The organism is Streptomyces sp. H27-H1, assembly GCF_026627445.1.
Taxonomy (GTDB): domain Bacteria; phylum Actinomycetota; class Actinomycetes; order Streptomycetales; family Streptomycetaceae; genus Streptomyces.
In genome coordinates this window covers 51,836-75,872 of record NZ_JAPNLJ010000002.1, presented here as the reverse complement: position 1 = coordinate 75,872, position 24,037 = coordinate 51,836, and the positions used below count along the sequence as shown (strand labels likewise).

Below are 24,037 nucleotides of genomic sequence, written 5' to 3'. Positions count from 1 at the left end.
GGTCAGGAACTGCGATGACATGCTGGGCGTTGTTCCATCGGTGCGGACTCGCCTAGACTCCGCCGATGCCGACCCTTACGGTCGGCGTACCCACCCCCCGTACAAAGGCCGTGCGCTCGTGCGGTCGATGCGAAGGACCTGCGTCCCTTGAATATCTTCTCCCTCCTTCCGTTCGTGCTGATCATCGGGGCGATGTTCCTGCTGACCCGCAGCCAGAAGAAGAAGCAGCAGCAGGCCGTGCAGATGCGCGACCAGCTGACTCCCGGCACCGGCGTCCGCACCATCGGCGGCATGTACGCCACGGTGAAGGAGATCGGCGAAGACACCGTCACCCTCGAGGTGGCTCCCGGCGTTCACGCGCTGTACGCGAAGAACTCCATCGGCGCCGTGCTGGAGGACGAGGAGTACAACCGCATCGTCCACGGCATCACCGATGATCTGACGATCGACACGCCGGTCGTCCCGGACGACGCGTCCTCCCTGACCCAGGACGAGGCCCCCAAGCTCGACCTTGGCAAGAAGGACGAGCCCAAGGCCGAGGAGTCCGAGGGCGAAGAGCCGAAGGACGGCAAGACCGACGGCGAGGCCGGCGCGAAGTAGCGCTGGTCAGGGGACCGTGCGGGGCGCCTGACCGGCAGCCCCGGCGGTCCCGCCAGTGACCCTTCTGCGGGGGGCAGGGGTCCCCACACACATTTCGGTGGCCGTCCACGCGCTGACCCGGCGCGAGACGGTTGGACAGGGAGATACGACAAGGTGGCAGCACCGAAGAAGGGCCGACGGCCCACGGGGGCTCAGGGGAGGCCGGGGCGTTCCCTGGCCATCATCCTGATCGCGATGGTGGCGCTCACCGCGGGGATGTTCCTCACGAAGCAGACGACGCCGCGACTCGGCATCGACCTCGCCGGCGGTACGAGCATCACGCTCAAGGCCAAGAGCGAGCCCGGCAAGCCGGACGCGATCAACGAGACCAACATGAACACGGCGGTCGGCATCATCGAGCGCCGTGTCAACGGTCTCGGTGTGTCGGAGGCCGAGGTCCAGACCCAGGGCCGCGACCACATCATCGTGAACATCCCCAAGGGGACGAACGAGCAGCAGGCGCGCGAGCAGGTCGGTACCACCGCCCAGCTGTACTTCCGCCCCGTGCTCGCCACGGCGGAGGGCGCGCCCGTCGCTCCCGAGGCCAACCCGAGCGGGTCTCCGAGCCCCAAGCCGAGCGGCTCCGGCAGCCCGTCCGCCGGTGCACCCACCCCGTCGTCCAGCGCCACTTCCCAGGGCCGTGCGGTCAGTGAGGCCCTCAAGGCCCCGAACGCACCCTCTCCCTCGCCCTCGGCGAGCGGGTCGAAGAAGGCAGACGACAAGGCCGCCCCGTCCGCGTCGCCGTCCGCGCCCAGCGCCGACCAGGCCGCCGCGGCGGACCTGCAGGCCAAGTTCGCCGCGCTGGACTGCAGCAACGAGGCGCAGCGCGCCGCCGTCAGCAAGAACGTCAAGCCCGAGGACCCGACGCTCGCCTGCGGCAAGCGCGGCGAGGTCTGGTACAAGTGGGTGCTCGGCCCGGCGCAGGTCAACGGCCAGGACGTGAAGGAAGCCAAGGGCGTCATCGACCCGCAGCGTGGCATGTGGATCGTCACGATGCAGTTCACCGACAAGGGCGCCGACAAGTTCGCCAAGATCACCGGCGAGCTGGCGGCCAAGCAGCCCCCGCAGAACCAGTTCGCCATCGTGCTCGACGGCGAGGTCATCTCCGACCCGTCCGTCAGCCAGGCGCTGACCGGCGGCAACGCCGAGATCTCCGGCGGCTTCAACCAGCAGTCCGCGCAGGACCTGGGCAACATGCTCTCGTACGGCGCCCTGCCGCTGTCCTTCCAGGAGGACAGCGTCACCACCGTCACCGCCGCGCTCGGCGGCGAGCAGCTGAAGGCCGGCCTCATCGCCGGCGCCATCGGCCTCGCGCTCGTCGTGATCTACCTGCTGGCGTACTACCGGGGCCTGGCGTTCGTCGCCATCATCAGCCTCATCGTCTCCGGCATCCTCACGTACACGATCATGGCGCTGCTCGGAAAGGGCATCGGCTTCGCGCTGAACCTGCCGGCCGTCTGCGGTGCGATCGTCGCGATCGGTATCACCGCCGACTCCTTCATCGTGTACTTCGAACGCATCCGGGACGAGATCCGCGAGGGCCGCACCCTGCGTCCGGCCGTCGAGCGAGCCTGGCCGCGCGCCCGTCGCACCATCCTGGTCTCCGACTTCGTGTCGTTCCTTGCCGCCGCGGTGCTCTTCATCGTCACCGTCGGCAAGGTGCAGGGCTTCGCCTTCACCCTGGGTCTGACGACCCTGCTCGACGTGGTCGTGGTGTTCCTCTTCACCAAGCCCGTCATGACGCTGCTGGCCCGTACGAAGTTCTTCTCCAGCGGTCACCCGTGGTCCGGGCTGGACCCGAAGCGACTGGGCGCCAAGCCGCCGCTGCGCCGCTCGCGCCGCACCGGCTCCGACGCGGCCAACGCCACCGACCCCGTTTCCGTCGACGCAAAGGAGGCGTGAGAGATGTCGAAGCTCGGAGATCTCGGCGCCAAGCTGTACCGAGGTGAGGTCGGCTACGACTTCGTCGGCAAGCGCTTCGTCTGGTACGGCGTTTCCATCCTGATCACCATCACGGCGATCGTGGCCCTGGCCGTCCAGGGCCTCAACATGGGCATCGAGTTCAAGGGCGGTGCCGTCTTCACCACCCCGAAGACCTCCGTCTCGGAGAGCCAGGCCCGCGAGGACGCCGAGAAGGCCTCCGGCCACGACGCGATCGTCCAGAAGCTCGGAACCGGCGGTCTGCGCATCCAGATCTCGGAGCTGGACACCGAAGCCGCCGCCGACGTGAAGACCAAGCTCGCCGCCGACCTCAAGGTCGAGGCCGGTCAGATCAACGCCGACCTCGTCGGCCCCAGCTGGGGCGAGCAGATCGCCAACAAGGCCTGGACCGGCCTCGGCGTCTTCATGATCCTCGTGGTGATCTACCTCGCCATCGCCTTCGAGTGGCGGATGGCGATCGCGGCCCTCATCGCGCTGATCCACGACCTCACGATCACGGTCGGCGTGTACGCGCTGGTCGGCTTCGAGGTCACCCCGGGTACGGTCATCGGTCTGCTGACCATCCTCGGTTACTCCCTCTACGACACCGTCGTCGTCTTCGACGGTCTCAAGGAGGGCTCGAAGGACATCACCAAGCAGACCCGCTGGACGTACAGCGAGGTCGCCAACCGCAGCATCAACGGCACCCTGGTCCGCTCGATCAACACCACGGTCGTCGCGCTGCTCCCGGTCGGAGCGCTGCTCTTCATCGGCGGCGGCATCCTGGACGCCGGCATGCTGAACGACATCTCGCTGTCGCTGTTCGTCGGCCTCGCGGCCGGCGCCTACTCGTCGATCTTCATCGCGACCCCGCTGGTCGTGGACCTGAAGGAGCGCGAGCCGGCGATGAAGGCCCTGAAGAAGCGGGTGCTCGCCAAGCGGGCGTCGGCGGCCAAGGACGGATCGTCCGAGGACGGCTTCGGTGCCGGGGACGCGCCGGAGGTCGTGGCGCAGGGCCGCTCGGGACGGCGCCGGTGACGGCCACCGCTCCGCTGCCCGAGGGCGTACGGGACCTGCTGCTCAGCCGGATCACGGACGTGGCGGACTACCCGAAGCCGGGCGTGATGTTCAAGGACATCACCCCGCTGCTGGCCGACCCCAAGGCGTTCGGCGCCCTCACGGACGCGCTGGTGGCGCTGGCGGGACAGTACGGAGCGACGAAGATCGTCGGGCTGGAGGCGCGGGGATTCATCCTGGCGGCTCCGGTGGCCGTGCAGGCGGGCATCGGCTTCGTACCGGTGCGCAAGGCCGGGAAGCTGCCCGGGGCGACGCTGCTGCAGTCCTACGACCTGGAGTACGGGTCGGCGGAGATCGAGATCCACGCGGAGGCGCTGTGCGCCGACGACCGGGTCATGGTCATCGACGACGTGCTGGCCACCGGTGGTACCGCGGCGGCCTCGCTGGAGCTGATCCGGCGGGCCGGGGCGCAGGTCGCCGGGGTCGCGGTCCTGATGGAACTCTCGTTCCTGCCGGGCCGTGAGCGGCTGGCGCCGACTCTGGGCGGTGCTCCGCTCGACGCGCTGATCGTGGTCTGACCACGCTGCTCCACGAAGCGGGCGTGCACCGGGACATCCCGGAGCACGCCCGCTTCGGCGTACGCGGGGGTCGGGCCGCTGCGCGGGGCCGTCCCCCGCCCGTCCTTCCTCCGTTCCCTGGGCTCCGCCCGGACCCGCGCCTCAAACGCCGGCGGGGCTGCTCCTGCCCTGTGGGCGATCCAGCCCACGCCGATGGGGCCGCAGGTGCGGGCTGACGCCCGGCGGTCCAGGCGGAGGCTCGGGGAACAGGGTGGCGGAACCCTCGCTACGATGGGTTATCCGGACCGGACACGGGCACCGGATCCTCCCCCAGACTCCGTCCGGGGGGACCCCCGAGGAGCGCTCTTGCCAGACGAGGTCCAGCCAATCTCCGCCGCGCAGCCCGATCCGCAGGCCGAGCCGGCCGCGGTGGCACCTGCCACGCCCCCGGCCGCCCCCGTGCCGCCGACCCCGGCCCCCGCGCCGCCGGTCAAGCCCGCGTCCGCGAAGTCGGCCGGGTCGTCCAACCGGGTGCGCGCGCGGCTGGCCCGTCTCGGCGTCCAGAAGACCAACCCGTACAACCCGGTCCTCGAGCCGCTGCTCCGCATAGTCCGCAGCAACGACCCGAAGATCGAGACGGCCACGCTGCGCCAGATCGAGCAGGCGTACCAGGTCGCCGAGCGCTGGCACCGCGGTCAGAAGCGCAAGAGCGGCGACCCGTACATCACCCACCCGCTCGCGGTGACCACGATCCTCGCCGAGCTGGGCATGGACCCGGCCACGCTGATGGCGGGGCTCCTGCACGACACCGTGGAGGACACCGAGTACGGGCTGGAGGACCTGCGGCGCGACTTCGGCGACGCGGTGACCCTGCTCGTCGACGGAGTCACCAAGCTCGACCGCGTCAAGTTCGGCGAGGCGGCCCAGGCCGAGACCGTCCGCAAGATGGTCGTGGCCATGGCCAAGGACCCCCGGGTCCTGGTCATCAAGCTCGCCGACCGCCTGCACAACATGCGCACCATGCGCTACCTCAAGCGGGAGAAGCAGGAGAAGAAGGCCCGCGAGACCCTTGAGATCTACGCCCCGCTGGCGCACCGGCTGGGCATGAACACCATCAAGTGGGAGCTGGAGGACCTCGCCTTCGCGATCCTCTACCCCAAGATGTACGACGAGATCGTGCGGCTGGTGGCCGAAAGGGCGCCCAAGCGGGACGAGTACCTCACCGTCGTCACGGACGAGGTGCAGGCCGACCTGCGGGCCGCCCGCATCAAGGCCACCGTCACCGGGCGCCCCAAGCACTACTACAGCGTCTACCAGAAAATGATCGTGCGCGGCCGCGACTTCGCCGAGATCTACGACCTGGTCGGCATCCGGGTGCTCGTCGACACCGTCCGGGACTGCTACGCCGCCCTGGGCACCGTGCACGCGCGATGGAACCCGGTCCCCGGCCGGTTCAAGGACTACATCGCGATGCCGAAGTTCAACATGTACCAGTCGCTCCACACGACGGTCATCGGACCCAGCGGCAAGCCCGTAGAGCTCCAGATCCGCACCTTCGACATGCACCGCCGCGCCGAGTACGGCATCGCCGCGCACTGGAAGTACAAGCAGCAGACCGTCGCGGGCACCTCGAAGGTACGCACCGACGTGCCCCAGGCCGCCAAGGGCAGCGCGGGCCACGACACCGTCAACGACATGGCGTGGCTGCGCCAGCTGCTGGACTGGCAGAAGGAGACCGAGGACCCGAGCGAGTTCCTCGACTCGCTGCGCTTCGACCTCTCGCGCAACGAGGTCTTCGTCTTCACGCCCAAGGGCGACGTCATCGCCCTGCCGGCCGGAGCCACCCCCGTCGACTTCGCGTACGCCGTCCACACCGAGGTCGGCCACCGCACCATAGGAGCGCGGGTCAACGGGCGGCTCGTACCGCTCGAATCCACCCTCGACAACGGCGACCTGGTCGAGGTCTTCACCTCCAAGGCAGAGGGCGCCGGCCCGTCCCGCGACTGGCTGGGCTTCGTCAAGTCGCCCAGGGCCCGCAACAAGATCCGCGCCTGGTTCTCCAAGGAGCGCCGCGACGAGGCCATCGAACACGGCAAGGACGCCATCGCGCGGGCCATGCGCAAGCAGAACCTGCCGATCCAGCGCATCCTGACCGGCGACTCCCTCGTCACCCTCGCCCACGAGATGCGCTACCCCGACATCTCCTCGCTCTACGCGGCGATCGGCGAGGGCCACGTCACCGCGCAGAACGTCGTCCAGAAGCTGGTCCAGGCGCTCGGCGGCGAGGACGCCGCCAACGAGGACATCGAGGACAGCATCCCGCCCGCCCGCGGCCGCAGCACGCGCCGCGGCAACGCCGACCCCGGTGTTGTCGTCAAGGGCGTCGAGGACGTGTGGGTCAAGCTGGCCCGATGCTGCACCCCGGTGCCCGGCGACCCGATCGTCGGGTTCGTCACCCGGGGCAGCGGTGTATCGGTCCACCGCGCGGACTGCGTCAACGTCGACTCCCTCTCCCAGGAGCCCGAGCGGATGCTGGAGGTCGAGTGGGCACCCACCCAGTCCTCCGTCTTCCTGGTCGCCATCCAGGTGGAGGCGCTCGACCGGTCCCGGCTGCTGTCGGACGTCACCCGGGTCCTTTCGGACCAGCACGTGAACATCCTCTCGGCGGCCGTGCAGACCTCCCGCGACCGGGTGGCCACCTCCCGGTTCACCTTCGAGATGGGCGACCCGAAGCACCTGGGGCACGTCCTGAAGGCCGTACGGGGCGTCGAGGGCGTCTACGACGTCTACCGCGTGACCTCGGCCCGCAGGCCGTAGCACCGAGGCCGCACGGACACGGAAGGGCCCCGGTACGGAAATCCGTACCGGGGCCCTCCCACATGCGGGGCGCAATCAGCCGCCGAACTCCTCGAGGCCCTTCAGCGCCTGGTCCAGCAGTGCCTGACGGCCCTCCAGCTCCCGGGCCAGCTTGTCGGCCTTCGCGTTGTTGCCCGTCGCGCGCGCCGCGTCGACCTGACCGCGCAGCTTGTCGACCGCCGCCTGCAGCTGACCCGTCAGACCGGCCGCACGGGCCCGCGCCTCCGGGTTCGTACGGCGCCACTCGCCTTCCTCGGACTCCTGGATGGCCCGCTCGACGGTGTGCATCCGGCCCTCGACCTTGGGACGCGCGTCCCGCGGTACGTGGCCGACGGCCTCCCAGCGCTCGTTCAGGGAGCGGAACGCGGCACGGGCCGCCTTCAGGTCCGTGATCGGGAGGAGCTTCTCGGCCTCGTCGGCCAGCTCCTCCTTCAGCTTCAGGTTCTCCACCTGCTCCGCGTCGCGCTCCGCGAAGACCTCGCTGCGCGCGGCGAAGAACACGTCCTGGGCGCCGCGGAAGCGGTTCCACAGATCGTCCTCGGACTCGCGCTGCGCACGGCCCGCGGCCTTCCAGCTCTCCATCAGCTCGCGGTAGCGTGCGGCCGTCGGACCCCAGTCGGCCGACTTCGACAGCGACTCGGCCTCCGCGACCAGCTTCTCCTTGACCTTGCGTGCGTCCTCGCGCTGCGCGTCGAGCGAGGCGAAGTGGGCCTTGCGGCGCTTGGAGAAGGCGGAGCGGGCGTGTGAGAAGCGGTGCCACAGCTCGTCGTCCGACTTGCGGTCGAGGCGGGGCAGACCCTTCCAGATGTCCACCAGGGCCCGCAGCCGTTCGCCGGCGCTGCGCCACTGGTCGCTCTGCGCCAGCTGCTCGGCCTCGGCCACCAGCGCGTCCTTGGCCGTACGGGCCTCGTCCGTCTGCTTGGCCTTCTGGACCTTGCGCTCCTCGCGCCGCGAGTCCACGGTCGACACCAGCTTGTCCAGCCGCACGCGCAGCGCGCCGAGGTCGCCGACGGCGTGGTGCTCGTCCACCTGCGTGCGCAGGTGCTCGATGGCCGTCGATGCGTCCTTGGCGGCCAGATCGGTGGTCCGCACCCGTCGTTCGAGGAGGCCGATTTCGACCACCAGGCCCTCGTACTTGCGCTCGAAGTAGGCCAGGGCCTCCTCCGGGGTGCCGGCCTGCCACGAGCCGACGACCTTCTCGCCATCGGCAGTACGCACGTACACGGTGCCTGTCTCGTCGACTCGGCCCCACGGGTCGCTGCTCACAGCGCCTCCTCCACCTGATGCCCTGAGAGGGGTTCACCCCCTGGGCATCGTCCACAGTTTCCTGGGGCGGGCCGCGCCCGCCCTGCACAACGCCAACATAGGCGACCGCCGGGTCGGCTGTCCGCATCCAGCACGACGGAATATCCACGTACGGGAGCGCCGTCGTCGATGCGGCCCGGGCCCGGGGCGCCTGCTCCCGGTCAGTTCTGGGTGACGGTGCCCTTCTCGATGGTCACGGGGGTCTTGGGGGCCCCGTCCTGGCCGCCTTCGGCCGTACCGGCCTTGGCCACCTCTTCGAGCACCTTCAGTCCGGCCGCGTCGATCTTGCCGAAGGGGGTGTACGAGGGGGCGAGGGGGCTGTCCTTGTAGACCAGGAAGAACTGGCTGCCGCCCGAGCCGGGCTTGCCGGTGTTGGCCATCGCCACCGTGCCGGCCGGGTAGACGACCTGGCCCTGCTCGTTGGCCTTGCCGAGGGAGTCGAGGTTCTCGTCCGCGATGGTGTAGCCCGGGCCGCCCATGCCGGTGCCCTGCGGGTCACCGCACTGCAGGACGAAGATCCCGCTCGTCGTCAGGCGGTGGCACTTGGTCTTGTCGAAGAAGTTCTTGTCGGCGAGCGACTTGAACGAGTTGACGGTCTGCGGGGTCTTCGCCGCGTCCATCTCGAACTTGACGTCGCCCGCACTGGTCTTCAGGTCGAAGGTGTACTTCGCCTTCGCGTCGATCGCCATCGCCGGGGAGGGGGACTGCTGCGGGGTGGGCGAGGCCGAAGGGGTCGCGGCCGGATCGGCCGCCTCGTCCTTCTTGTCCTTGTCGAACACTCCGCCGGCCACGAGGCCGACCAGCGCCGCCACGACCACGGCCACCGCCGCACCGATCACGGCGAGCCGCCTGCGCGACTTCTGCCGTGCTTCGACGCGCCGCTTCTGCTGGCGTTCGTACTTCTCCCTGGCGAGCTGGCGCCGCCGCTGATCGCTCGTGACCACCGGGTCGTCTCCTTGTGCGTCTCTGATACCACTGTCCGGGCTGGGTTAGGCCGTACCGTATATGGGTTCGCTGTGTAATGAGCGGCGCCGGTACGCTCTGAGCAGCAGCATTCCGATCTGCAGCCTCCCGCCGGACGACGATTGAGGACGAACGTGCTGATTGCCGGATTCCCTGCCGGGGCCTGGGGGACCAACTGCTACGTGGTCGCCCCCGCCGCCGGTGAGGAGTGCGTCATCATCGACCCGGGCCACCAGGCCACCCAGGGTGTCGAGGAGACGCTGAGGAAGCATCGGCTCAAGCCCGTCGCGGTCGTCCTCACCCATGGCCACATCGATCATGTGGCCTCGGTGGTCCCGGTGTGCGGAGCACACGACGTACCGGCCTGGATCCACCCCGAGGACCGCTTCATGATGAGCGACCCGGAGAAGGCCCTGGGCCGCTCCCTCGGAGCGCAGCTCATGGGCGAGCTCACGGTCGGGGAGCCCTCCGACGTCAAGGAGCTCACCGACGGCGCGAAGCTCGCCCTGGCCGGCATGGAGCTCACCGTGGCGCACGCCCCCGGCCATACCAGGGGGTCGGTGACCTTCGGGATGCCCGGGGCGGCGGACATCCCGCCGCTGCTGTTCTCGGGCGACCTGCTCTTCGCAGGCTCCATCGGGCGTACCGACTTCCCCGGCGGCAGCCACGCCGACATGCTCGAATCGCTGGCCCGCGTGTGCCTGCCGCTCGACGACTCGACCGTGGTGCTGCCCGGACACAACGAGCACACGACCATTGGCCGCGAGCGAGCCACCAACCCGTACCTGCGGCAGGTGGCCGCCGGCCTGGGAGACGGTTTCACGTCTCCACGACGAGGAATGTGACGAGAGTTTAGTGAGTACTTTTCAGGCCCCCAAGGGCACGTACGACCTGCTGCCCCCCCGCTCGGCCACCTTCCTGGCGGTGCGCGAGGCGATCTCCGCGCCCCTGAAGAACTCCGGCTACGGGTACGTGGAGACCCCCGGCTTCGAGAACGTCGAGCTGTTCTCGCGCGGAGTCGGCGAGTCCACCGACATCGTCAGCAAGGAGATGTACACCCTCACGACCAAGGGCGGCGACCAGCTGGCCCTGCGCCCCGAGGGGACCGCCTCCGTCCTCCGCGCCGCCCTGCAGGGCAACCTGCACAAGCTCGGCGGCCTGCCCGTCAAGCTCTGGTACTCCGGCTCGTACTACCGCTACGAGCGGGCCCAGGCCGGCCGCTACCGCCACTTCTCCCAGGTCGGCGCCGAGGCGATCGGCGCCGAGGACCCGGCGCTGGACGCCGAGCTGATCATCCTGGCCGACCAGGCGTACCGCTCGCTGGGCCTGCGCAACTTCCGCATCCTGCTGAACTCGCTCGGAGACAAGGAGTGCCGCCCGGTGTACCGGGAGGCGCTCCAGGCCTTCCTGCGCGGGCTCGACCTGGACGCGGAGACCGTGCGCCGGGCCGAGATCAACCCGCTGCGCGTGCTCGACGACAAGCGGACCGACGTACAGAAGCAGCTGGTCGGCGCCCCGATGCTGCGCGACTACCTGTGCGACGCCTGCAAGGCGTACCACGAGGAGGTGCGGGCTCTGGTGACGGCGGCCGGGGTCGTCTTCGAGGACGACGAGAAGCTCGTGCGCGGCCTGGACTACTACACCCGCACCACCTTCGAGTTCGTGCACGACGGCCTGGGCTCCCAGTCGGCGGTCGGCGGCGGCGGCCGCTACGACGGCCTCTCCGAGATGATCGGCGGGCCCGCGCTGCCTTCGGTGGGCTGGGCGCTGGGCGTGGACCGTACGGTGCTGGCGCTCGAAGCGGAGGGCGTCGAACTGGACATCCCGTCCGCGACCTCCGTCTTCGCGGTGGCACTCGGCGCGGCGAAGCCGGTGCTGTTCGGCCTGGTGACCGAGTTGCGGCGGGCCGGCGTGGCCGCGGACATCTCGTACGGGGGCAAGGGACTCAAGGGCGCGATGAAGGACGCGAACCGCAGCGGGGCGCGGTTCGCGTTGGTCGCGGGGGACCGTGACCTCGAAGAGGGCGTGGTCCAGCTGAAGGACATGCAGTCCGGGGAGCAGACCCCGGTGGCCCTGGCCGACGTGGTCGCCACCGTCCGGGCCCGCCTGGCCTGACGGCCGCAGCCGCCGTACCGCCGAACGGTGGACGGCAGGAGGTACGGCACAATGGCCGGTGTTTGTTGACCTTGCAGATGCGGAGCGGGCGGGATGACGACACGAGGCACCGATACGGACACCGCCGAGCCGCGCACGGCCGTCGGCGGCAGCCGGGCGCTCGCCCTGCTGCTGATGATCACGGGAGCCGCGGGACTGCTCGCCGCCTGGGTCATCACGATCGACAAGTTCAAGCTGCTGGAAGACCCGAACTTCACCCCGGGCTGCAGCCTCAACCCGATCGTCTCCTGCGGCAACATCATGAAGAGCGAGCAGGCCGCCGTCTTCGGCTTCCCCAACCCGATGCTCGGGCTCGTCACCTACGCCGTCGTCGTCTGCGTCGGCGTGAGCCTGCTCGCACGGGCGCGGTTCCCGCGCTGGTACTGGCTCACCCTGAACGCCGGGATGCTCTTCGGCGTCGGCTTCTGCACCTGGCTGATGTACCAGTCGCTGTACAACATCAACTCCCTGTGCCTGTGGTGCTGCCTGGCCTGGGTCGCCACCATCGTCATGTTCTGGTACGTCACCTCGCACAACGTCCGCAACCGGATGCTGCCGGCCCCCGGCTGGCTGCGCGCCTTCGCCGACGAGTTCACCTGGGTGCTCCCGGTGCTGCACATCGGGATCATCGGCATGCTGATCCTGACCCGCTGGTGGGACTTCTGGACCTCCTGACCCGTCCGGGCGGGAGTGTCGGTGGCCTCGCATAGGCTTCCTGTGTGGAACCAGATCTCTTCACCGCCGCCGCCGAAGAACGCCAGGCGAAGGACCCCTCCAGTTCTCCGCTCGCCGTCCGGATGCGCCCGCGCACCCTGGACGAGGTCGTCGGTCAGCAGCACCTGCTGAAGCAGGGCTCCCCGCTGCGCCGGCTCGTCGGGGACGGGGCGGGCGGTCCCGCCGGAGCCTCCTCCGTGATCCTCTGGGGTCCGCCGGGCATCGGGAAGACCACCCTGGCGTACGTGGTGAGCCAGGCGACGAAGAAGCGGTTCGTCGAGCTGTCCGCGATCACCGCCGGCGTCAAGGAAGTACGGGCCGTCATCGAGGGCGCCAAGCGGGCGGCCGGCGGATACGGCAAGGACACCGTCCTCTTCCTCGACGAGATCCACCGCTTCAGCAAGGCGCAGCAGGACTCGCTGCTGCCGGCCGTGGAGAACCGCTGGGTCACGCTGATCGCCGCGACCACGGAGAACCCGTACTTCTCGATCATCTCCCCGCTGCTGTCGCGCTCGCTGCTGCTGACGCTGGAACCGCTGACGGACGAAGACCTCAGCGCTCTGATGCACCGGGCGCTGACGGAGGAGCGGGGCCTCGGCGGCGCGGTCACCCTGCCGCAGGACGCGGAGGCGCACCTGCTGCGCATCGCCGGCGGAGACGCGCGGCGCGCGCTGACCGCCCTGGAGGCGGGCGCGGGCTCCGCGATCGCCAAGGGCGAGCCGGAGATCAGCCTCCAGACGGTGGAGGAGGCCGTCGACCGGGCCGCGGTGAAGTACGACCGCGACGGCGACCAGCACTACGACGTGGCGAGCGCACTGATCAAGTCGATCCGGGGCTCGGACGTGGACGCGGCGCTGCACTATCTGGCGCGCATGATCGAAGCGGGGGAGGACCCCCGGTTCATCGCGCGCCGGCTGATGATCTCGGCGAGCGAGGACATCGGGCTGGCGGACCCGACGGCCCTGCCGCTCGCGGTGGCCGCCGCCCAGGCGGTGGCGATGATCGGCTTCCCGGAGGCCTCGCTCACGCTCTCGCACGTGACGATCGCGCTGGCGCTGGCACCGAAGTCGAACACCGCGACGACGGCGATCGGCGCGGCGCTGGCCGACGTCCGGGCCGGGCTGGCGGGAACCGTCCCGGCCCACCTGAGGGACGGGCACTACAAGGGCGCGGCGAAGCTGGGGCACGCGGTGGGGTACGTGTACCCGCACGACGTGCCGGGGGCGATCGCCGCGCAGCAGTACGCGCCGGACGAGGTGCACGGCAAGCGGTACTACGAACCGACCCGCTACGGCGCCGAGGCGCGGTACGCGGACGTGGTGGAGAAGGTCCGCGAGCGGCTGCGCGGCGGGTCCTGACCCGCCGGTCAGGGGCCGGGGCCTAGGCTCCGGAGCATGGGACGTCCCGCTCCGCTGATCGCCGTGACGGCAGTGCTGCTGCTCGGCGGGTGCCACCACGGCGGCGCCGGCCCGGCCCACGCCAGCGCGGCCGCACTCGTCGCCCAGGTCCCGCTCGCGAGCACCGGTTTCCCGCCCGCCGCGGCCCTCGCCAGGACCGAGATCGGCAGGCTCAAGGTCGAGTGGGGCAAGAACTGGGAGACGTACAAGCGCGAGAACTTCGGCAAGTACTGGTCCGACGAGACCGATGCCATCGGCGGGCGCAACGGCTGTGACACCAGGGACGACGTCCTGCGCAGGGACCTCAGGGAGCTCCGGGAGGGCGACAGGAATCCCTGCGTCGTGCTCTCCGGGGTGCTGAAGGACCCGTACACGGGGAAAGAGCTCCCCTACACCTACCGCCGCGCCTCCCAGATCCAGACCGACCACGTCGTCGCCCTCGGCGCCGCCTGGCGCGGGGGCGGGTACGCCTGGACCCCGCAGCGCCGGCTGGAGTACGCCAACGACCTCGACGTGCTGCTCGCCGTGGACAAGCGGACCAACTACGACAAGGGCAGCAAGACCGCCGACAAGTGGAAGCCGCCCCAGCAGGCCTACTGGTGCGAGTACGCGCGGCGCTACACCGGGATCAAGGCCAAGTACGGGCTCTCCGTGACACCGCCCGAGAAGCAGGCGCTCCAGGAGATGCTCGCCACCTGTCCCTAGCTAGGCGAACAGGGTGCGCATGGCCTTGCGCAGCCCGCGGACGTCGGTCACCGGCTCCGGGAAGTCGAAGCGGGCATCGAAGGCGGTGGCGCCCCGGGTGAAGCGCACCCGCAGGCCGAGGCGGTCCAGCGCGAGGGGGACCGCCGTCAGGCCCGCGGCGTCCCGGGCGCCCAGCAGGGCGCGCAGATCACCCATCCGGTCGCCGTGCGCCACGGCCAGGTGCTGCAGGAGCTCCGTCTCGTGCCCCACCATCGGGTCGGGCGCGGCCGCGGCCAGCAGATCCGGGTCCACGTGCTCGGCGCCCCACAGGTCGTCCACCGAGATCTCGCCGACCTCCAGGCGCAGCAGCATCCAGGCCGGCCGTCCGGCGTGCGGGGCTTCGAGTGATTCGCAGAGTCCGAGGAGCTCGCCGACCGGGTGCCGCTCGGCCAGCAGCGCCGCACAGGCCGCGCGGTCGGCGTCCCCGCGGACCGGTGTGAGCCACCCGGCGAGCCAGGCGCGGCCTCGGATACGATGGGCCACGGACACCGGCGCCACATCCGTGATCTCGATCACGGCGGTGAGGTCGTCGTCCTGGGCGTGAGCGGCTGCCCTGGCAGCCGCGGATTCCCCTGATACCAGGAGAATCACGTCCCCGTCCGGTGTGACGGTCCTAGCGGCCGGCATCCCTGTCCCGAACTCCCCCTGGTCAAGAGCACCGGGGAGCGTGAGGGATACTGAGGCGTTGGACTCTACGAGGGTTCGTACGCGTTCGGCTCCGGTGAGCTGCCGAACGCCTTCCCTGGGACGCGGCTGACCTTGCTTATCGTCGCCGAAAGCAGATCCTGTTTCGTTTGGATCTGAACTTCGGTGCGCACTGGGCAGGGGGATCCCAGATGGTCGAGACATTACGTCCTCCTCGCTAAGGTAAGCCTCACCTAACTTACATGGAGGTAGGTTCCACGTGAACCAGAAGCGACCCAAGGTCAAGAAGTCGCGTGCCCTCGGCATTGCGCTGACCCCGAAGGCCGTCAAGTACTTCGAGGCCCGCCCCTACCCGCCGGGCGAGCACGGCCGTGGCCGCAAGCAGAACTCGGACTACAAGGTTCGTCTGCTGGAGAAGCAGCGTCTGCGCGCTCAGTACGACATCTCTGAGCGTCAGATGGCCCGCGCGTACGACCGCGCCAAGAAGGCCGAAGGCAAGACGGGCGAGGCGCTGGTCGTCGAGCTCGAGCGTCGCCTCGACGCCCTGGTCCTGCGTTCGGGCATCGCCCGCACCATTTACCAGGCTCGCCAGATGGTCGTTCACGGCCACATCGAGGTCAACGGCGACAAGGTCGACAAGCCGTCGTTCCGCGTCCGTCCGGACGACGTCATCACGGTGCGCGAGCGCAGCCGCGAGAAGGTTCCGTTCCAGGTTGCCCGTGAGGGTGGCTACGCAGGCGAGGGCGAGACCGTCCGCTACCTGCAGGTCAACCTGAAGGCCCTGGCCTTCCGCCTGGACCGCGACCCGAACCGCAAGGAAATCCCGGTCATCTGCGACGAGCAGCTCGTCGTCGAGTACTACGCCCGCTGATCCAGTACCAGCGGCCGTAGCCCTCACAGGCTGGTCAGCCCGCCGGTTCCCCCTCGGGGGAGCCGGCGGGTTTCCTGTTTTTCACCCCGGTCGCCCCGGCGGCCGTGCTCGTCCCGGGGCGCGCCGTCGACCGGTCGGATCCGCCGCGCGGCCTCGGCAGCGGGCCCGCCGCCGGCGCCGGCTCCGGCCCCCGCAGGGCCCGCTCCACCAGGCCGTCCAGGGACAGGGCCCGGCCGTGCCGGGCGCAGGACGCGTACCGCTCGGCGCCAAGCAGTTCGCCCGCCCGTTCCTGGCACATCAGCCGCGGGGCGTTGAAGTACCCCGAGCCGAACAGCCGCATCCCCACCCCGTCCCACAGGGGCTCCGCCGCGCCCTGGAGCACCGCCGCCTCGGCCGGATGACCCTCGGCCACCGTGACGAGCGCCAGCAGTTCCACCGCCAGCACCAGCCCCACCCGGTCGCGGAACGTGTGGTTGATGGCCACGCATTCGGCCAGCAGCCGCCGTGCCTCGGCTGTGCCCCCGGCGTCCAGCTCCGCGTACGCGAGGACGTACAGGGCGTACGCCTTCGTCCAGCGCTCCCCGCGCTCCTCGCAGATGTCCCGGACCTCCCGGCACAGTGAGAGCGCGCCCGCCAGATCCCCCCGGAAGGCCAGCGCCATCGCCAGCTCGACCTGGCACATCAGGACGTTGCTGTTGAGCTCCCCGGCCTCCCGGTAGCGCTCCAGCGCCGAGCCCAGCAGCTCCCCGGCCCGGGCCATGTCGTCGGAGACCAGTGCCAGACAGCCCATCCGGTGCACGGCGTACGCCCCCGCGACCGGGTTCTCGCTCCGCGCCGCCCCGTCCCGGCACTCGTACAGCGCGCTCATCGAGGCCACCGAGTCGCCCTGCAGGGCCGCGACGTACCCGAGCACCCACAGCGCCTTCAGCCGGGAGCTCTCGTACTCCGACCCGCCGAGTCCGAGGCCGTCCTCCAGGGTCCGGTCCAGCCAGTGCCGCCCCTCGGTGAGCCGGCCGCATCCCGCCCAGTAGAACCAGAGGGTGCCCGCCAGGTACTGGCCCAGGTGGGTCTCCTCCGGCTCGTCCAGGCAGCACTCCAGCGCGAGCCGCAGATTCGGCAGTTCCGCCTCCACCAGCGCGGCCACCTCCTCCTGGCGGGGGCTGAACCAGTCCAGCTCGCACCAGGTCGCCAAGCCCATGTACCAGTCCCGGTGCCGGCGGCGCAGCCGCCGGGCGTCGCCCAGCGACTCCAGCCAGCCCGCCCCGTAGATCCGTACGCTCTCCAGCATCCGGTAGCGGACCCCGGCAGCCGTCTCCTCCCGGACGAGCAGGGACTGCCCCAGCAGCTCCCCGACCAGGTCCAGCACCGAATCCACCGGCAGGTCCGGCCCCGCGCACACGTACTCGGCGGCGTCCAGGTCGAACTGCCCGGCGAACACCGAGAGCCGCGCCCACAGCAGCCGCTCCCCGGCCGTGCACAGCTCGTGGCTCCAGCCGATCGCCGTGCGCAGCGCCCGGTGGCGGGGCAGCGCGCCGCGCGAGCCGCCCGTCAGCAGGGCGAAGCGGTCCTCCAGCCGGGACAGCACCTGCGCGGGTGACAGGGTGCGCAGCCGGCCCGCCGCCAGTTCCAGCGCCAGCGGCAGGCCGTCGAGCCGAGCGCACAGCTCGGCCAGGTCCGTCCGGTTGGCCTCCGTCAGAGCGAAGGCCGGGTCGGCCGCCGAGGTCCGTTCGATCAGCAGGGCCAGGGCCTCCTCCGGATCCAGCGGGGCCAGCGGCCAGGACAGTTCCCCGTCGAGGGTCAGCGGGCGCCGGCCGGCCGCGAGCACGCGCAGGCCGGGGGAGCGGCGCAGGAGGTCCCGTACGAGGTCGGCCGTCTCGTCGACCAGCTGCTCGAAGCCGTCCAGAACCAGCAGCAGCCGACGCTCGGCCAGGTGCTCGGCGAGGACCGTCCGGGTCGGCCGGGTGGTGTGGTCGGTCAGCCCGAGCGCCTCGGCGAGCGTCAGTTCGAGCAGCGCCGGATCCCGTACGGAAGCCAGCTCGGCCAGCCATACGCCGTCGAAGTAGCGTTCCTGCGCCGGATCGGCGGGACCGGCGGCCGCATCGGCCGCGTCTGCGGCCGCCCTGGCCGCCGTCAGGACCAGGCGGGTCTTGCCCACGCCGCCCGCGCCGGTCACCGTGACCAGCCGCGAGGAGTCCAGCAGTCGCCCCAGCTCGGCGAGTTCCCCGGCCCGCCCGACAAAGCCGCTCAGATCCGAGGGAAGGTTGCCCGGCGTCCTTCGTGGAATGGGTCCTGGTCGCATGGGACACGGAGCGTACTGGTCCGCATGCGTTGCGTACAAGGCGAGCCGGATCCGGGCGCCCGGCAGCGGTGGCCCCCGGAATTCCGGTACTGCGGCGGATCTCCGGCGCGATAGGGTCGGAGGACGACTTTTTCGCTTGGTGATCAATCCGTAGAGAGTGGTGGGACGTGTCCGGTGGAGAGGTGGCCGGGATCCTGGTGGCCGTCTTCTGGGCCATCCTGGTCTCCTTCATCGCCGTGGTGCTGGTGAGGCTGGCCCAGGTGCTCAAGGCGACCACCAAGCTGGTGGCCGACGTCACCGAGCAGGCCGTCCCGCTGCTCGCGGACGCCTCCACCACCGTCCGCTCCGCCCGCACCCAGCTGGACCGGGTCGACGCCATCGCGAGCGACGTGCAGGAAGTCACCTCCAACGCCTCCGCGCTGTCCTCCACCGTGGCGTCCACCTTCGGCGGCCCGCTCGTCAAGGTCGCGGCCTTCGGCTACGGCGTCCGCAAGGCGCTGGGCCGGGCCGGCGGGACCCCCGAGGAACCGCCGCGCAAGTCGTCCCGGCGTACCGTGATCGTCGGCCGCACCGTGCCGACACCCCGGCGCCGCAAGCAGAAGGGCTGAGACCTCCGATGATCCGCCGAGCCTTCTGGTTCACCGCAGGCGCAGCCGCCGGCGTATGGGCCACCACCAAGGTCAACCGGCAGCTGAAGAAGCTGACGCCGGAGAGCCTCGCCGCGCAGGCCGCCGACAAGGCGATCGAGGCCGGCCACCGCCTCAAGGACTTCGCCCTCGACGTCAAGTCGGGGATGTCGCAGCGCGAGGACGAACTGAACGACGCACTGGGACTCCACCAGGATCCCGACCTGCCCGCCAACGTCACCGCCCTTCCCGGGCCGCGGCGGCTGCGGGCCATCGAGCACGACCAGCAGGACCAGAACACGTACCGCTCGAAGGCTACGTACAACCGGAATGAGGACCACTGATGGAGTCGGCTGAAATCCGCCGCCGCTGGCTGAGCTTCTTCGAGGAGCGCGGTCACACCGTTGTCCCTTCGGCGTCGCTCATCGCGGACGACCCGACTCTGCTGCTGGTGCCCGCAGGCATGGTGCCGTTCAAGCCGTACTTCCTCGGCGAGGCCAAGCCGCCCTCCTCCACGCTCACCAGCGTGCAGAAGTGCGTGCGCACGCCGGACATCGAAGAGGTCGGCAAGACCACCCGCCACGGCACGTTCTTCCAGATGTGCGGCAACTTCTCCTTCGGCGACTACTTCAAGGAAGGCGCCATCAAGTACGCCTGGGAGCTGCTCACCAGCTCCGTGGCGGACGGCGGCTTCGGCCTGGAGCCCGAGAAGCTCTGGATCACGGTCTACCTCGACGACGACGAGGCCGAGGCCATCTGGCGCGAGAAGGTCGGCGTCCCGGCCGAGCGCATCCAGCGCCTGGGCAAGAAGGACAACTTCTGGTCCATGGGCGTCCCCGGACCCTGTGGCCCCTGCTCGGAGATCAACTACGACCGCGGCCCCGAGTTCGGCGTCGAGGGCGGCCCGGCCGTCAACGACGAGCGCTACGTGGAGATCTGGAACCTGGTCTTCATGCAGTACGAGCGCGGCGCCGGCGACGGGAAGGAAGACTTCCCGATCCTCGGCGACCTGCCGTCGAAGAACATCGACACCGGTCTGGGTCTCGAGCGTCTCGCCATGATCCTGCAGGGCGTGCAGAACATGTACGAGACCGACACCCTGCGCGTGGTCATGGACAAGGCCACCGAGCTGACGGGCGTGCAGTACGGCGCCGCCCAGGGCACCGACGTCGCGCTGCGCGTGGTCGCCGACCACATCCGCACCTCCGCCATGCTCATCGGCGACGGCGTCACCCCCGGCAACGAGGGCCGCGGCTACGTGCTGCGCCGCATCATGCGCCGCGCCATCCGCAACATGCGCCTCATGGGCGCCACCGGGCCGGTCATCAAGGACCTCGTCGACGTGGTCATCGAGACGATGGGGCAGCAGTACCCGGAGCTCGTCACCGACCGGGGGCGCATCGAGACCGTCGCGCTCGCCGAAGAGGCCGCCTTCGTCAAGGCCCTGCGCGGCGGCACGAACATCCTCGACACCGCCATCACCGAGACCAAGGCCACCGGTGGCACGGTCCTGGCCGGCGAGAAGGCGTTCCTGCTCCACGACACCTGGGGCTTCCCGATCGACCTGACCCTGGAGATGGCCGCCGAACAGGGCCTCTCCGTGGACCAGGACGGCTTCCGCCGCCTGATGAAGCAGCAGCGCGACCAGGCCAAGGCCGACGCGAAGGCCAAGAAGACCGGCCACGCGGACATGTCCGCCTACCGGGAGATCGCCGACGGCTCCGGCGCCACCGAGTTCACCGGCTACGCCACCAACCAGGGCGAGTCCACCATCGTCGGCCTCCTGGTCAACGGCGTCTCCGCGCCCGCCGCCTCCGAGGGCGACGAGGTCGAGGTCGTCCTCGACCGCACCCCCTTCTACGCCGAGGGCGGCGGCCAGCTCGCCGACCAGGGCCGGATCAAGCTCGACACGGGCGCCGTCATCGTCGTCCGCGACGTGCAGCAGCCCGTCCCCGGCGTCTCCGTGCACAAGGGCTCCGTCCAGGTCGGCGAGGTGACGGTCGGCGCCTCCGCGTACGCCGCCATCGACATCCACCGCCGCCGGGCCATCGCCCGCGCCCACTCGGCCACGCACCTGACCCACCAGGCGCTGCGCGACGCGCTCGGCCCCACGGCCGCCCAGGCCGGTTCCGAGAACTCGCCCGGCCGCTTCCGCTTCGACTTCGGCTCGCCGAACGCGGTGCCCGGCTCGGTCCTCACCGACGTAGAGCAGAAGATCAACGACGTGCTCTCCCGCGAGCTCGACGTCACCGCCGAGATCATGACCATCGACGAGGCGAAGAAGCAGGGCGCCATCGCCGAGTTCGGCGAGAAGTACGGCGAGCGCGTGCGGGTCGTGACCATCGGCGACTTCTCCAAGGAGCTGTGCGGCGGCACGCACGTCGGCAACACCGCCCAGCTGGGCCTGGTGAAGCTGCTCGGCGAGTCCTCCATCGGCTCCGGCGTGCGCCGCGTCGAGGCCCTCGTCGGCGTGGACGCGTACAACTTCCTCGCCAAGGAGCACACGGTCGTCGCCCAGCTCCAGGAGCTGGTCAAGGGCCGTCCGGAGGAGCTGCCGGAGAAGATCGCCTCCATGCTCGGCAAGCTGAAGGACGCCGAGAAGGAGATCGAGAAGTTCCGCGCGGAGAAGGTCCTCCAGGCCGCCGCCGGTCTTGCCGCGGGTGCCCAGGACGTACGCGGCGTCGCCGTGGTCACCGGCCAGGTGCCGGACGGCACCGGCGCCGACGACCTGCGCAAGCTGGTCCTCGACGTCCGGGGCCGCATCCAGGGCGACCGCCCGGTCGTCGTGGCCCTGTTCACCGTGGCCAACGACCGCCCGCTGACCGTGATCGCCACCAACGAGGCGGCCCGCGAGCGCGGCCTCAAGGCCGGCGACCTGGTCCGTGCCGCTGCCAAGACCCTCGGTGGTGGCGGCGGCGGCAAGCCCGACGTCGCCCAGGGCGGCGGTCAGAACCCGGCCGCCATCGGCGACGCCATCGCGGCCGTCGAGCGCCTCGTGGGCGAGAACGCCTGATGACGCTGCGCCGTGGCCGCCGGCTCGCCATCGATGTGGGAGACGCCCGGATCGGGGTCGCCTCGTGCGACCCCGACGGGGTGTTGGCCACACCGGTGGAGACCGTTCCGGGCCGGGACATCCCCTTCGCCCACCGGCGGCTGCGGCAGCTCGTCGAGGAGTACGAGCCCATCGAGGTGGTGGTCGGCCTGCCGCGTTCGCTGAGCGGACGGGAGGGGCCGGCCGCGGCCAAGTGCCGCGCCTTCGCCACGGAACTCGCCAAGGGCATCAAGCCCGTGACGGTGCGTCTGGTGGACGAGCGGATGACGACCGTCACCGCCGCCCAGGGCCTGCGGGCCGCGGGACGGAACGCGAAGAAGGGCCGGTCGGTCATCGACCAGGCCGCCGCCGTGGTGATCCTTCAGAACGCTCTGGAGACCGAACGGGTATCAGGTAATCCGCCCGGCGAGTGCGTCGAAGTGGTTGTCTGATCGCGATACGGTAACGTTCCGCGCGATGTGACGGCATTCGAACAGCCGTCGCCCATCAGAAGAGGCGGAACCGTGCGTCGCGGCAGACGGAGTCGCGGCCAACGCCCTGCGGCGCGCTAGGGGATCGATGACTGAGTATGGCCGGGGCCCTGGCCCCGAACCGTGGCACCCCGAGGACCCGCAGTACGGGGACCAGGGGTGGACCGGGCACGAGACCCAGCAGGGTCAGATGCCCTATGTCGCAGGCCCGCAGCAGTACCAGCAGGAGCCTCAGCCCCAGCAGCCCTACTACGCGCAGCAGCAGGGCCGGTACCCCCAGGCCCAGCAGCCGCCGTACGCGCAGCAGCCGCAGCAGATGCCGTATCCGCAGCACCCGCAACAGCACCAGCACCCGCAGCAGCACCCGCAGCAGGAGACGTACGGCGGCCAGGGCCAGGTGTGGGACACCGGCCAGGTCCACTACGCCGAGGTCCCGCAGACCGCCGACCCGTACGCGGGCGTGGATCCGTACGCGCAGCAGCAGTCGAGCGGCTACCCCGGCGAGGCCCCCGACCTCTACGGCACCCCCGAGGCTTTCCCGCCGCCACGGCCCCCGAGCATGCGCCACCTGCAGACCGAGGAGCCGTGGCAGGAGGAGGAGGACGCCGCGGCCGACTCGTTCCTCGCGGGCGGGGGCGGCGGTGACAACGACGACGGTGACGGTGATGGCGACGACGGCGGGCGCGGCGGCCGCCGACCTGGCCGCTCCGGTGGCAAACCGAAGAAGCGCAGCGGCATGGCCTGCCTCATCGCTGCCGTGGTCATCGTCGCCGTGGTCGGCGGCGGCGGGTACTACGGCTACAGCTACCTCAAGGACAAGTTCGGAGCGGCCGAGGACTTCGCGGGCGCCGGCATCGACGTGCCGGTCGACGTGCAGATCCCCAAGGGTGCGGGCCTGGGGCAGATGGGCCGCATCCTCAAGGAAGCCGGCGTGGTCGCGAGCGCCCAGGCCTTCGTGGATGCGGCGAAGAGCGCCAACGGCACGTCGATCCAGCCCGGCACCTATCCGCTGAAGAAGAAGATGTCGGCCGCCTCGGTGGTCGAGGTCATGACCGACCCCTCCAAGCTTCACGTGCTCACCATCTCCGAGGGCTCGCGCAACTCCGCGGTCTACGCGGCGATCGACAAGAAGCTCGAGAAGCCGGAAGGCACGACGGCGGGGATCGCCAAGCGCGAGGTCAAGAACCTCGGACTGCCGGCATGGGCGAACAACGACTCGAAGATCATGGACCCGCTCGAGGGCTTCCTGTATCCGATGCGCTACGACCTGACCAAGGACAGCACCCCCGAGTCCCTGCTCAAACAGATGGTCAAGAACGCTACGGACAAGTACACGGAACTGGGGATCGAGGCCAAGTCCAAGGAACTGGGCCTGGAGAACCCGCTCCAGGTGATCACGGTCGCCAGCCTCGTGAACGCCGAGGGCAAGAACCACGACGACTTCCGGAAGATGTCGGAGGTGGTCTACAACCGCCTCAAGAAGACCAACGACGTCACGAACCGCAAGATCGAGTTCGACTCGACGTACAACTACATCAAGAACCAGAGCGAGATCAACTTCAACCTCAAGGAAGCCAAGGCGTTCGTCCACCCCTACAACACGCACAACGTGACGGGACTGCCCCCGGGGCCGATCAACAACCCCGGTCTGGAGGCGCTGACCGCTACGCTCAGCCCGGACCACGGAGGCTGGATGTTCTTCGTGTCGGTCGACGGCGACAAGACGACCTTCACCAAGACCTACGACGAGCACCTCCAGCTCGTCGCGGAGTTCCAGGAACGGCAGAAGCAGAAGAACGGCGGGTAGC

At 70.1% G+C, this 24,037-nt stretch carries 20 protein-coding genes; 16 read left to right on the top strand and 4 right to left on the bottom strand.

All coding sequences use genetic code 11. The annotated features are described in order from the left end of the window. Nucleotides 1-147: 147 nt before the first annotated feature. The 5 genes from yajC (at nt 148) to OTB20_RS02090 (ending at nt 6,950) form a co-directional block, all read left to right on the top strand. Entirely contained in the window at nt 148-600 is a 453-nt protein-coding gene (gene yajC / locus OTB20_RS02110; protein WP_267756804.1) for a preprotein translocase subunit YajC, read from the top strand. A gap of 153 nt (nt 601-753) precedes the next feature. After that, the gene (gene secD, locus OTB20_RS02105; protein ID WP_267814775.1) at nt 754-2,541 is read left to right on the top strand and encodes a protein translocase subunit SecD; all 1,788 of its coding nucleotides are present in this window, start codon (nt 754-756) and stop codon (nt 2,539-2,541) included. 3 nt (nt 2,542-2,544) lie between these two features. Further along, nucleotides 2,545-3,597, top strand: coding sequence for a protein translocase subunit SecF (secF, locus tag OTB20_RS02100; protein WP_267814774.1), 1,053 nt, complete (start codon nt 2,545-2,547; stop codon nt 3,595-3,597). Further along, nucleotides 3,594-4,154, top strand: a complete 561-nt coding sequence (locus OTB20_RS02095) for an adenine phosphoribosyltransferase (RefSeq protein WP_267814772.1) — start codon at nt 3,594-3,596, stop codon at nt 4,152-4,154. Before secF ends, OTB20_RS02095 begins: the two co-directional genes overlap by 4 nt. A 345-nt stretch (nt 4,155-4,499) precedes the next feature. Next, entirely contained in the window at nt 4,500-6,950 is a 2,451-nt protein-coding gene (locus tag OTB20_RS02090) for a RelA/SpoT family protein (protein WP_267756800.1), read from the top strand. Between the two features lie 75 nt (nt 6,951-7,025). On the opposite strand, the gene OTB20_RS02085 is transcribed toward OTB20_RS02090, so the two are convergent. Further along, nucleotides 7,026-8,255, bottom strand: coding sequence for a DUF349 domain-containing protein (locus tag OTB20_RS02085; protein WP_267756799.1), 1,230 nt, complete (start codon nt 8,253-8,255; stop codon nt 7,026-7,028). A 200-nt stretch (nt 8,256-8,455) separates the two neighbouring features. Continuing rightward, nucleotides 8,456-9,238, bottom strand: coding sequence for a peptidylprolyl isomerase (locus tag OTB20_RS02080; protein ID WP_267814771.1), 783 nt, complete (start codon nt 9,236-9,238; stop codon nt 8,456-8,458). Between the two features lie 153 nt (nt 9,239-9,391). On the opposite strand from OTB20_RS02080, the gene OTB20_RS02075 reads away from it, so the two are divergent. The 5 genes from OTB20_RS02075 (at nt 9,392) to OTB20_RS02055 (ending at nt 14,227) form a co-directional block, all read left to right on the top strand. Continuing rightward, nucleotides 9,392-10,102, top strand: coding sequence for an MBL fold metallo-hydrolase (locus OTB20_RS02075; protein ID WP_267756797.1), 711 nt, complete (start codon nt 9,392-9,394; stop codon nt 10,100-10,102). A 10-nt stretch (nt 10,103-10,112) separates the two neighbouring features. After that, nucleotides 10,113-11,372 carry a histidine--tRNA ligase gene (hisS, locus tag OTB20_RS02070; RefSeq protein ID WP_267814769.1) on the top strand — a complete coding sequence of 420 codons (1,260 nt, stop codon included), beginning with the start codon at nt 10,113-10,115 and terminating at the stop codon, nt 11,370-11,372. A gap of 93 nt (nt 11,373-11,465) precedes the next feature. Next, complete coding sequence (locus tag OTB20_RS02065; RefSeq protein ID WP_267814768.1) at nt 11,466-12,086, top strand: vitamin K epoxide reductase family protein; 621 nt, start codon at nt 11,466-11,468, stop codon at nt 12,084-12,086. 44 nt (nt 12,087-12,130) lie between these two features. After that, nucleotides 12,131-13,483, top strand: a complete 1,353-nt coding sequence (locus tag OTB20_RS02060) for a replication-associated recombination protein A (protein ID WP_267814767.1) — start codon at nt 12,131-12,133, stop codon at nt 13,481-13,483. Between the two features lie 36 nt (nt 13,484-13,519). Next, on the top strand, nt 13,520-14,227 hold the full coding sequence (locus tag OTB20_RS02055) for an HNH endonuclease family protein (protein WP_267814766.1): 708 nt from the start codon (nt 13,520-13,522) through the stop codon (nt 14,225-14,227). Here OTB20_RS02055 and OTB20_RS02050 read toward each other — a convergent pair whose 3' ends face one another. Beyond that, nucleotides 14,228-15,115 (bottom strand): DUF2470 domain-containing protein, encoded by an 888-nt coding sequence (locus OTB20_RS02050; RefSeq protein WP_420716302.1) that lies wholly within the window; start codon nt 15,113-15,115, stop codon nt 14,228-14,230. Between the two features lie 55 nt (nt 15,116-15,170). Here OTB20_RS02050 and rpsD point away from each other — a divergent pair, with 55 nt between their 5' ends. Beyond that, nucleotides 15,171-15,782 (top strand): 30S ribosomal protein S4, encoded by a 612-nt coding sequence (gene rpsD, locus OTB20_RS02045; protein ID WP_215033005.1) that lies wholly within the window; start codon nt 15,171-15,173, stop codon nt 15,780-15,782. A 34-nt stretch (nt 15,783-15,816) separates the two neighbouring features. Here rpsD and OTB20_RS02040 read toward each other — a convergent pair whose 3' ends face one another. Next, nucleotides 15,817-18,081 carry an ATP-binding protein gene (locus OTB20_RS02040; protein ID WP_267814763.1) on the bottom strand — a complete coding sequence of 755 codons (2,265 nt, stop codon included), beginning with the start codon at nt 18,079-18,081 and terminating at the stop codon, nt 15,817-15,819. A 167-nt stretch (nt 18,082-18,248) separates the two neighbouring features. Between OTB20_RS02040 and OTB20_RS02035 the strand changes: the two genes are divergently transcribed. The 5 genes from OTB20_RS02035 (at nt 18,249) to mltG (ending at nt 24,036) form a co-directional block, all read left to right on the top strand. Beyond that, nucleotides 18,249-18,689 carry a DUF948 domain-containing protein gene (locus OTB20_RS02035; protein WP_267814761.1) on the top strand — a complete coding sequence of 147 codons (441 nt, stop codon included), beginning with the start codon at nt 18,249-18,251 and terminating at the stop codon, nt 18,687-18,689. A gap of 8 nt (nt 18,690-18,697) precedes the next feature. Beyond that, nucleotides 18,698-19,051: a DUF6167 family protein gene (locus OTB20_RS02030; RefSeq protein WP_267814760.1), complete on the top strand. Its 354-nt coding sequence runs from the start codon at nt 18,698-18,700 to the stop codon at nt 19,049-19,051. Continuing rightward, on the top strand, nt 19,051-21,720 hold the full coding sequence (gene alaS, locus OTB20_RS02025; protein WP_267814759.1) for an alanine--tRNA ligase: 2,670 nt from the start codon (nt 19,051-19,053) through the stop codon (nt 21,718-21,720). Before OTB20_RS02030 ends, alaS begins: the two co-directional genes overlap by 1 nt. Then, complete coding sequence (gene ruvX / locus OTB20_RS02020) at nt 21,720-22,190, top strand: Holliday junction resolvase RuvX (protein WP_267758714.1); 471 nt, start codon at nt 21,720-21,722, stop codon at nt 22,188-22,190. The genes alaS and ruvX overlap by 1 nt, the downstream gene beginning before the upstream one ends. A 127-nt stretch (nt 22,191-22,317) precedes the next feature. Next, entirely contained in the window at nt 22,318-24,036 is a 1,719-nt protein-coding gene (mltG, locus tag OTB20_RS02015) for an endolytic transglycosylase MltG (RefSeq protein WP_267814758.1), read from the top strand. Nucleotide 24,037: the final 1 nt, after the last annotated feature.

What these genes read in the sequence shown, in the direction of transcription:
- OTB20_RS02040 (WP_267814763.1), bottom strand. Translation starts at nt 18,081, where the DNA reads ATGCGACCAGGACCCATTCCACGAAGGACGCCGGGCAACCTTCCCTCG.
- mltG (WP_267814758.1), top strand. Translation starts at nt 22,318, where the DNA reads ATGACTGAGTATGGCCGGGGCCCTGGCCCCGAACCGTGGCACCCCGAG.
- ruvX (WP_267758714.1), top strand. Translation starts at nt 21,720, where the DNA reads ATGACGCTGCGCCGTGGCCGCCGGCTCGCCATCGATGTGGGAGACGCC.
- OTB20_RS02055 (WP_267814766.1), top strand. Translation starts at nt 13,520, where the DNA reads ATGGGACGTCCCGCTCCGCTGATCGCCGTGACGGCAGTGCTGCTGCTC.
- secF (WP_267814774.1), top strand. Translation starts at nt 2,545, where the DNA reads ATGTCGAAGCTCGGAGATCTCGGCGCCAAGCTGTACCGAGGTGAGGTC.
- alaS (WP_267814759.1), top strand. Translation starts at nt 19,051, where the DNA reads ATGGAGTCGGCTGAAATCCGCCGCCGCTGGCTGAGCTTCTTCGAGGAG.
- OTB20_RS02065 (WP_267814768.1), top strand. Translation starts at nt 11,466, where the DNA reads ATGACGACACGAGGCACCGATACGGACACCGCCGAGCCGCGCACGGCC.
- OTB20_RS02030 (WP_267814760.1), top strand. Translation starts at nt 18,698, where the DNA reads ATGATCCGCCGAGCCTTCTGGTTCACCGCAGGCGCAGCCGCCGGCGTA.
- OTB20_RS02050 (WP_420716302.1), bottom strand. Translation starts at nt 15,115, where the DNA reads ATGTCTCGACCATCTGGGATCCCCCTGCCCAGTGCGCACCGAAGTTCA.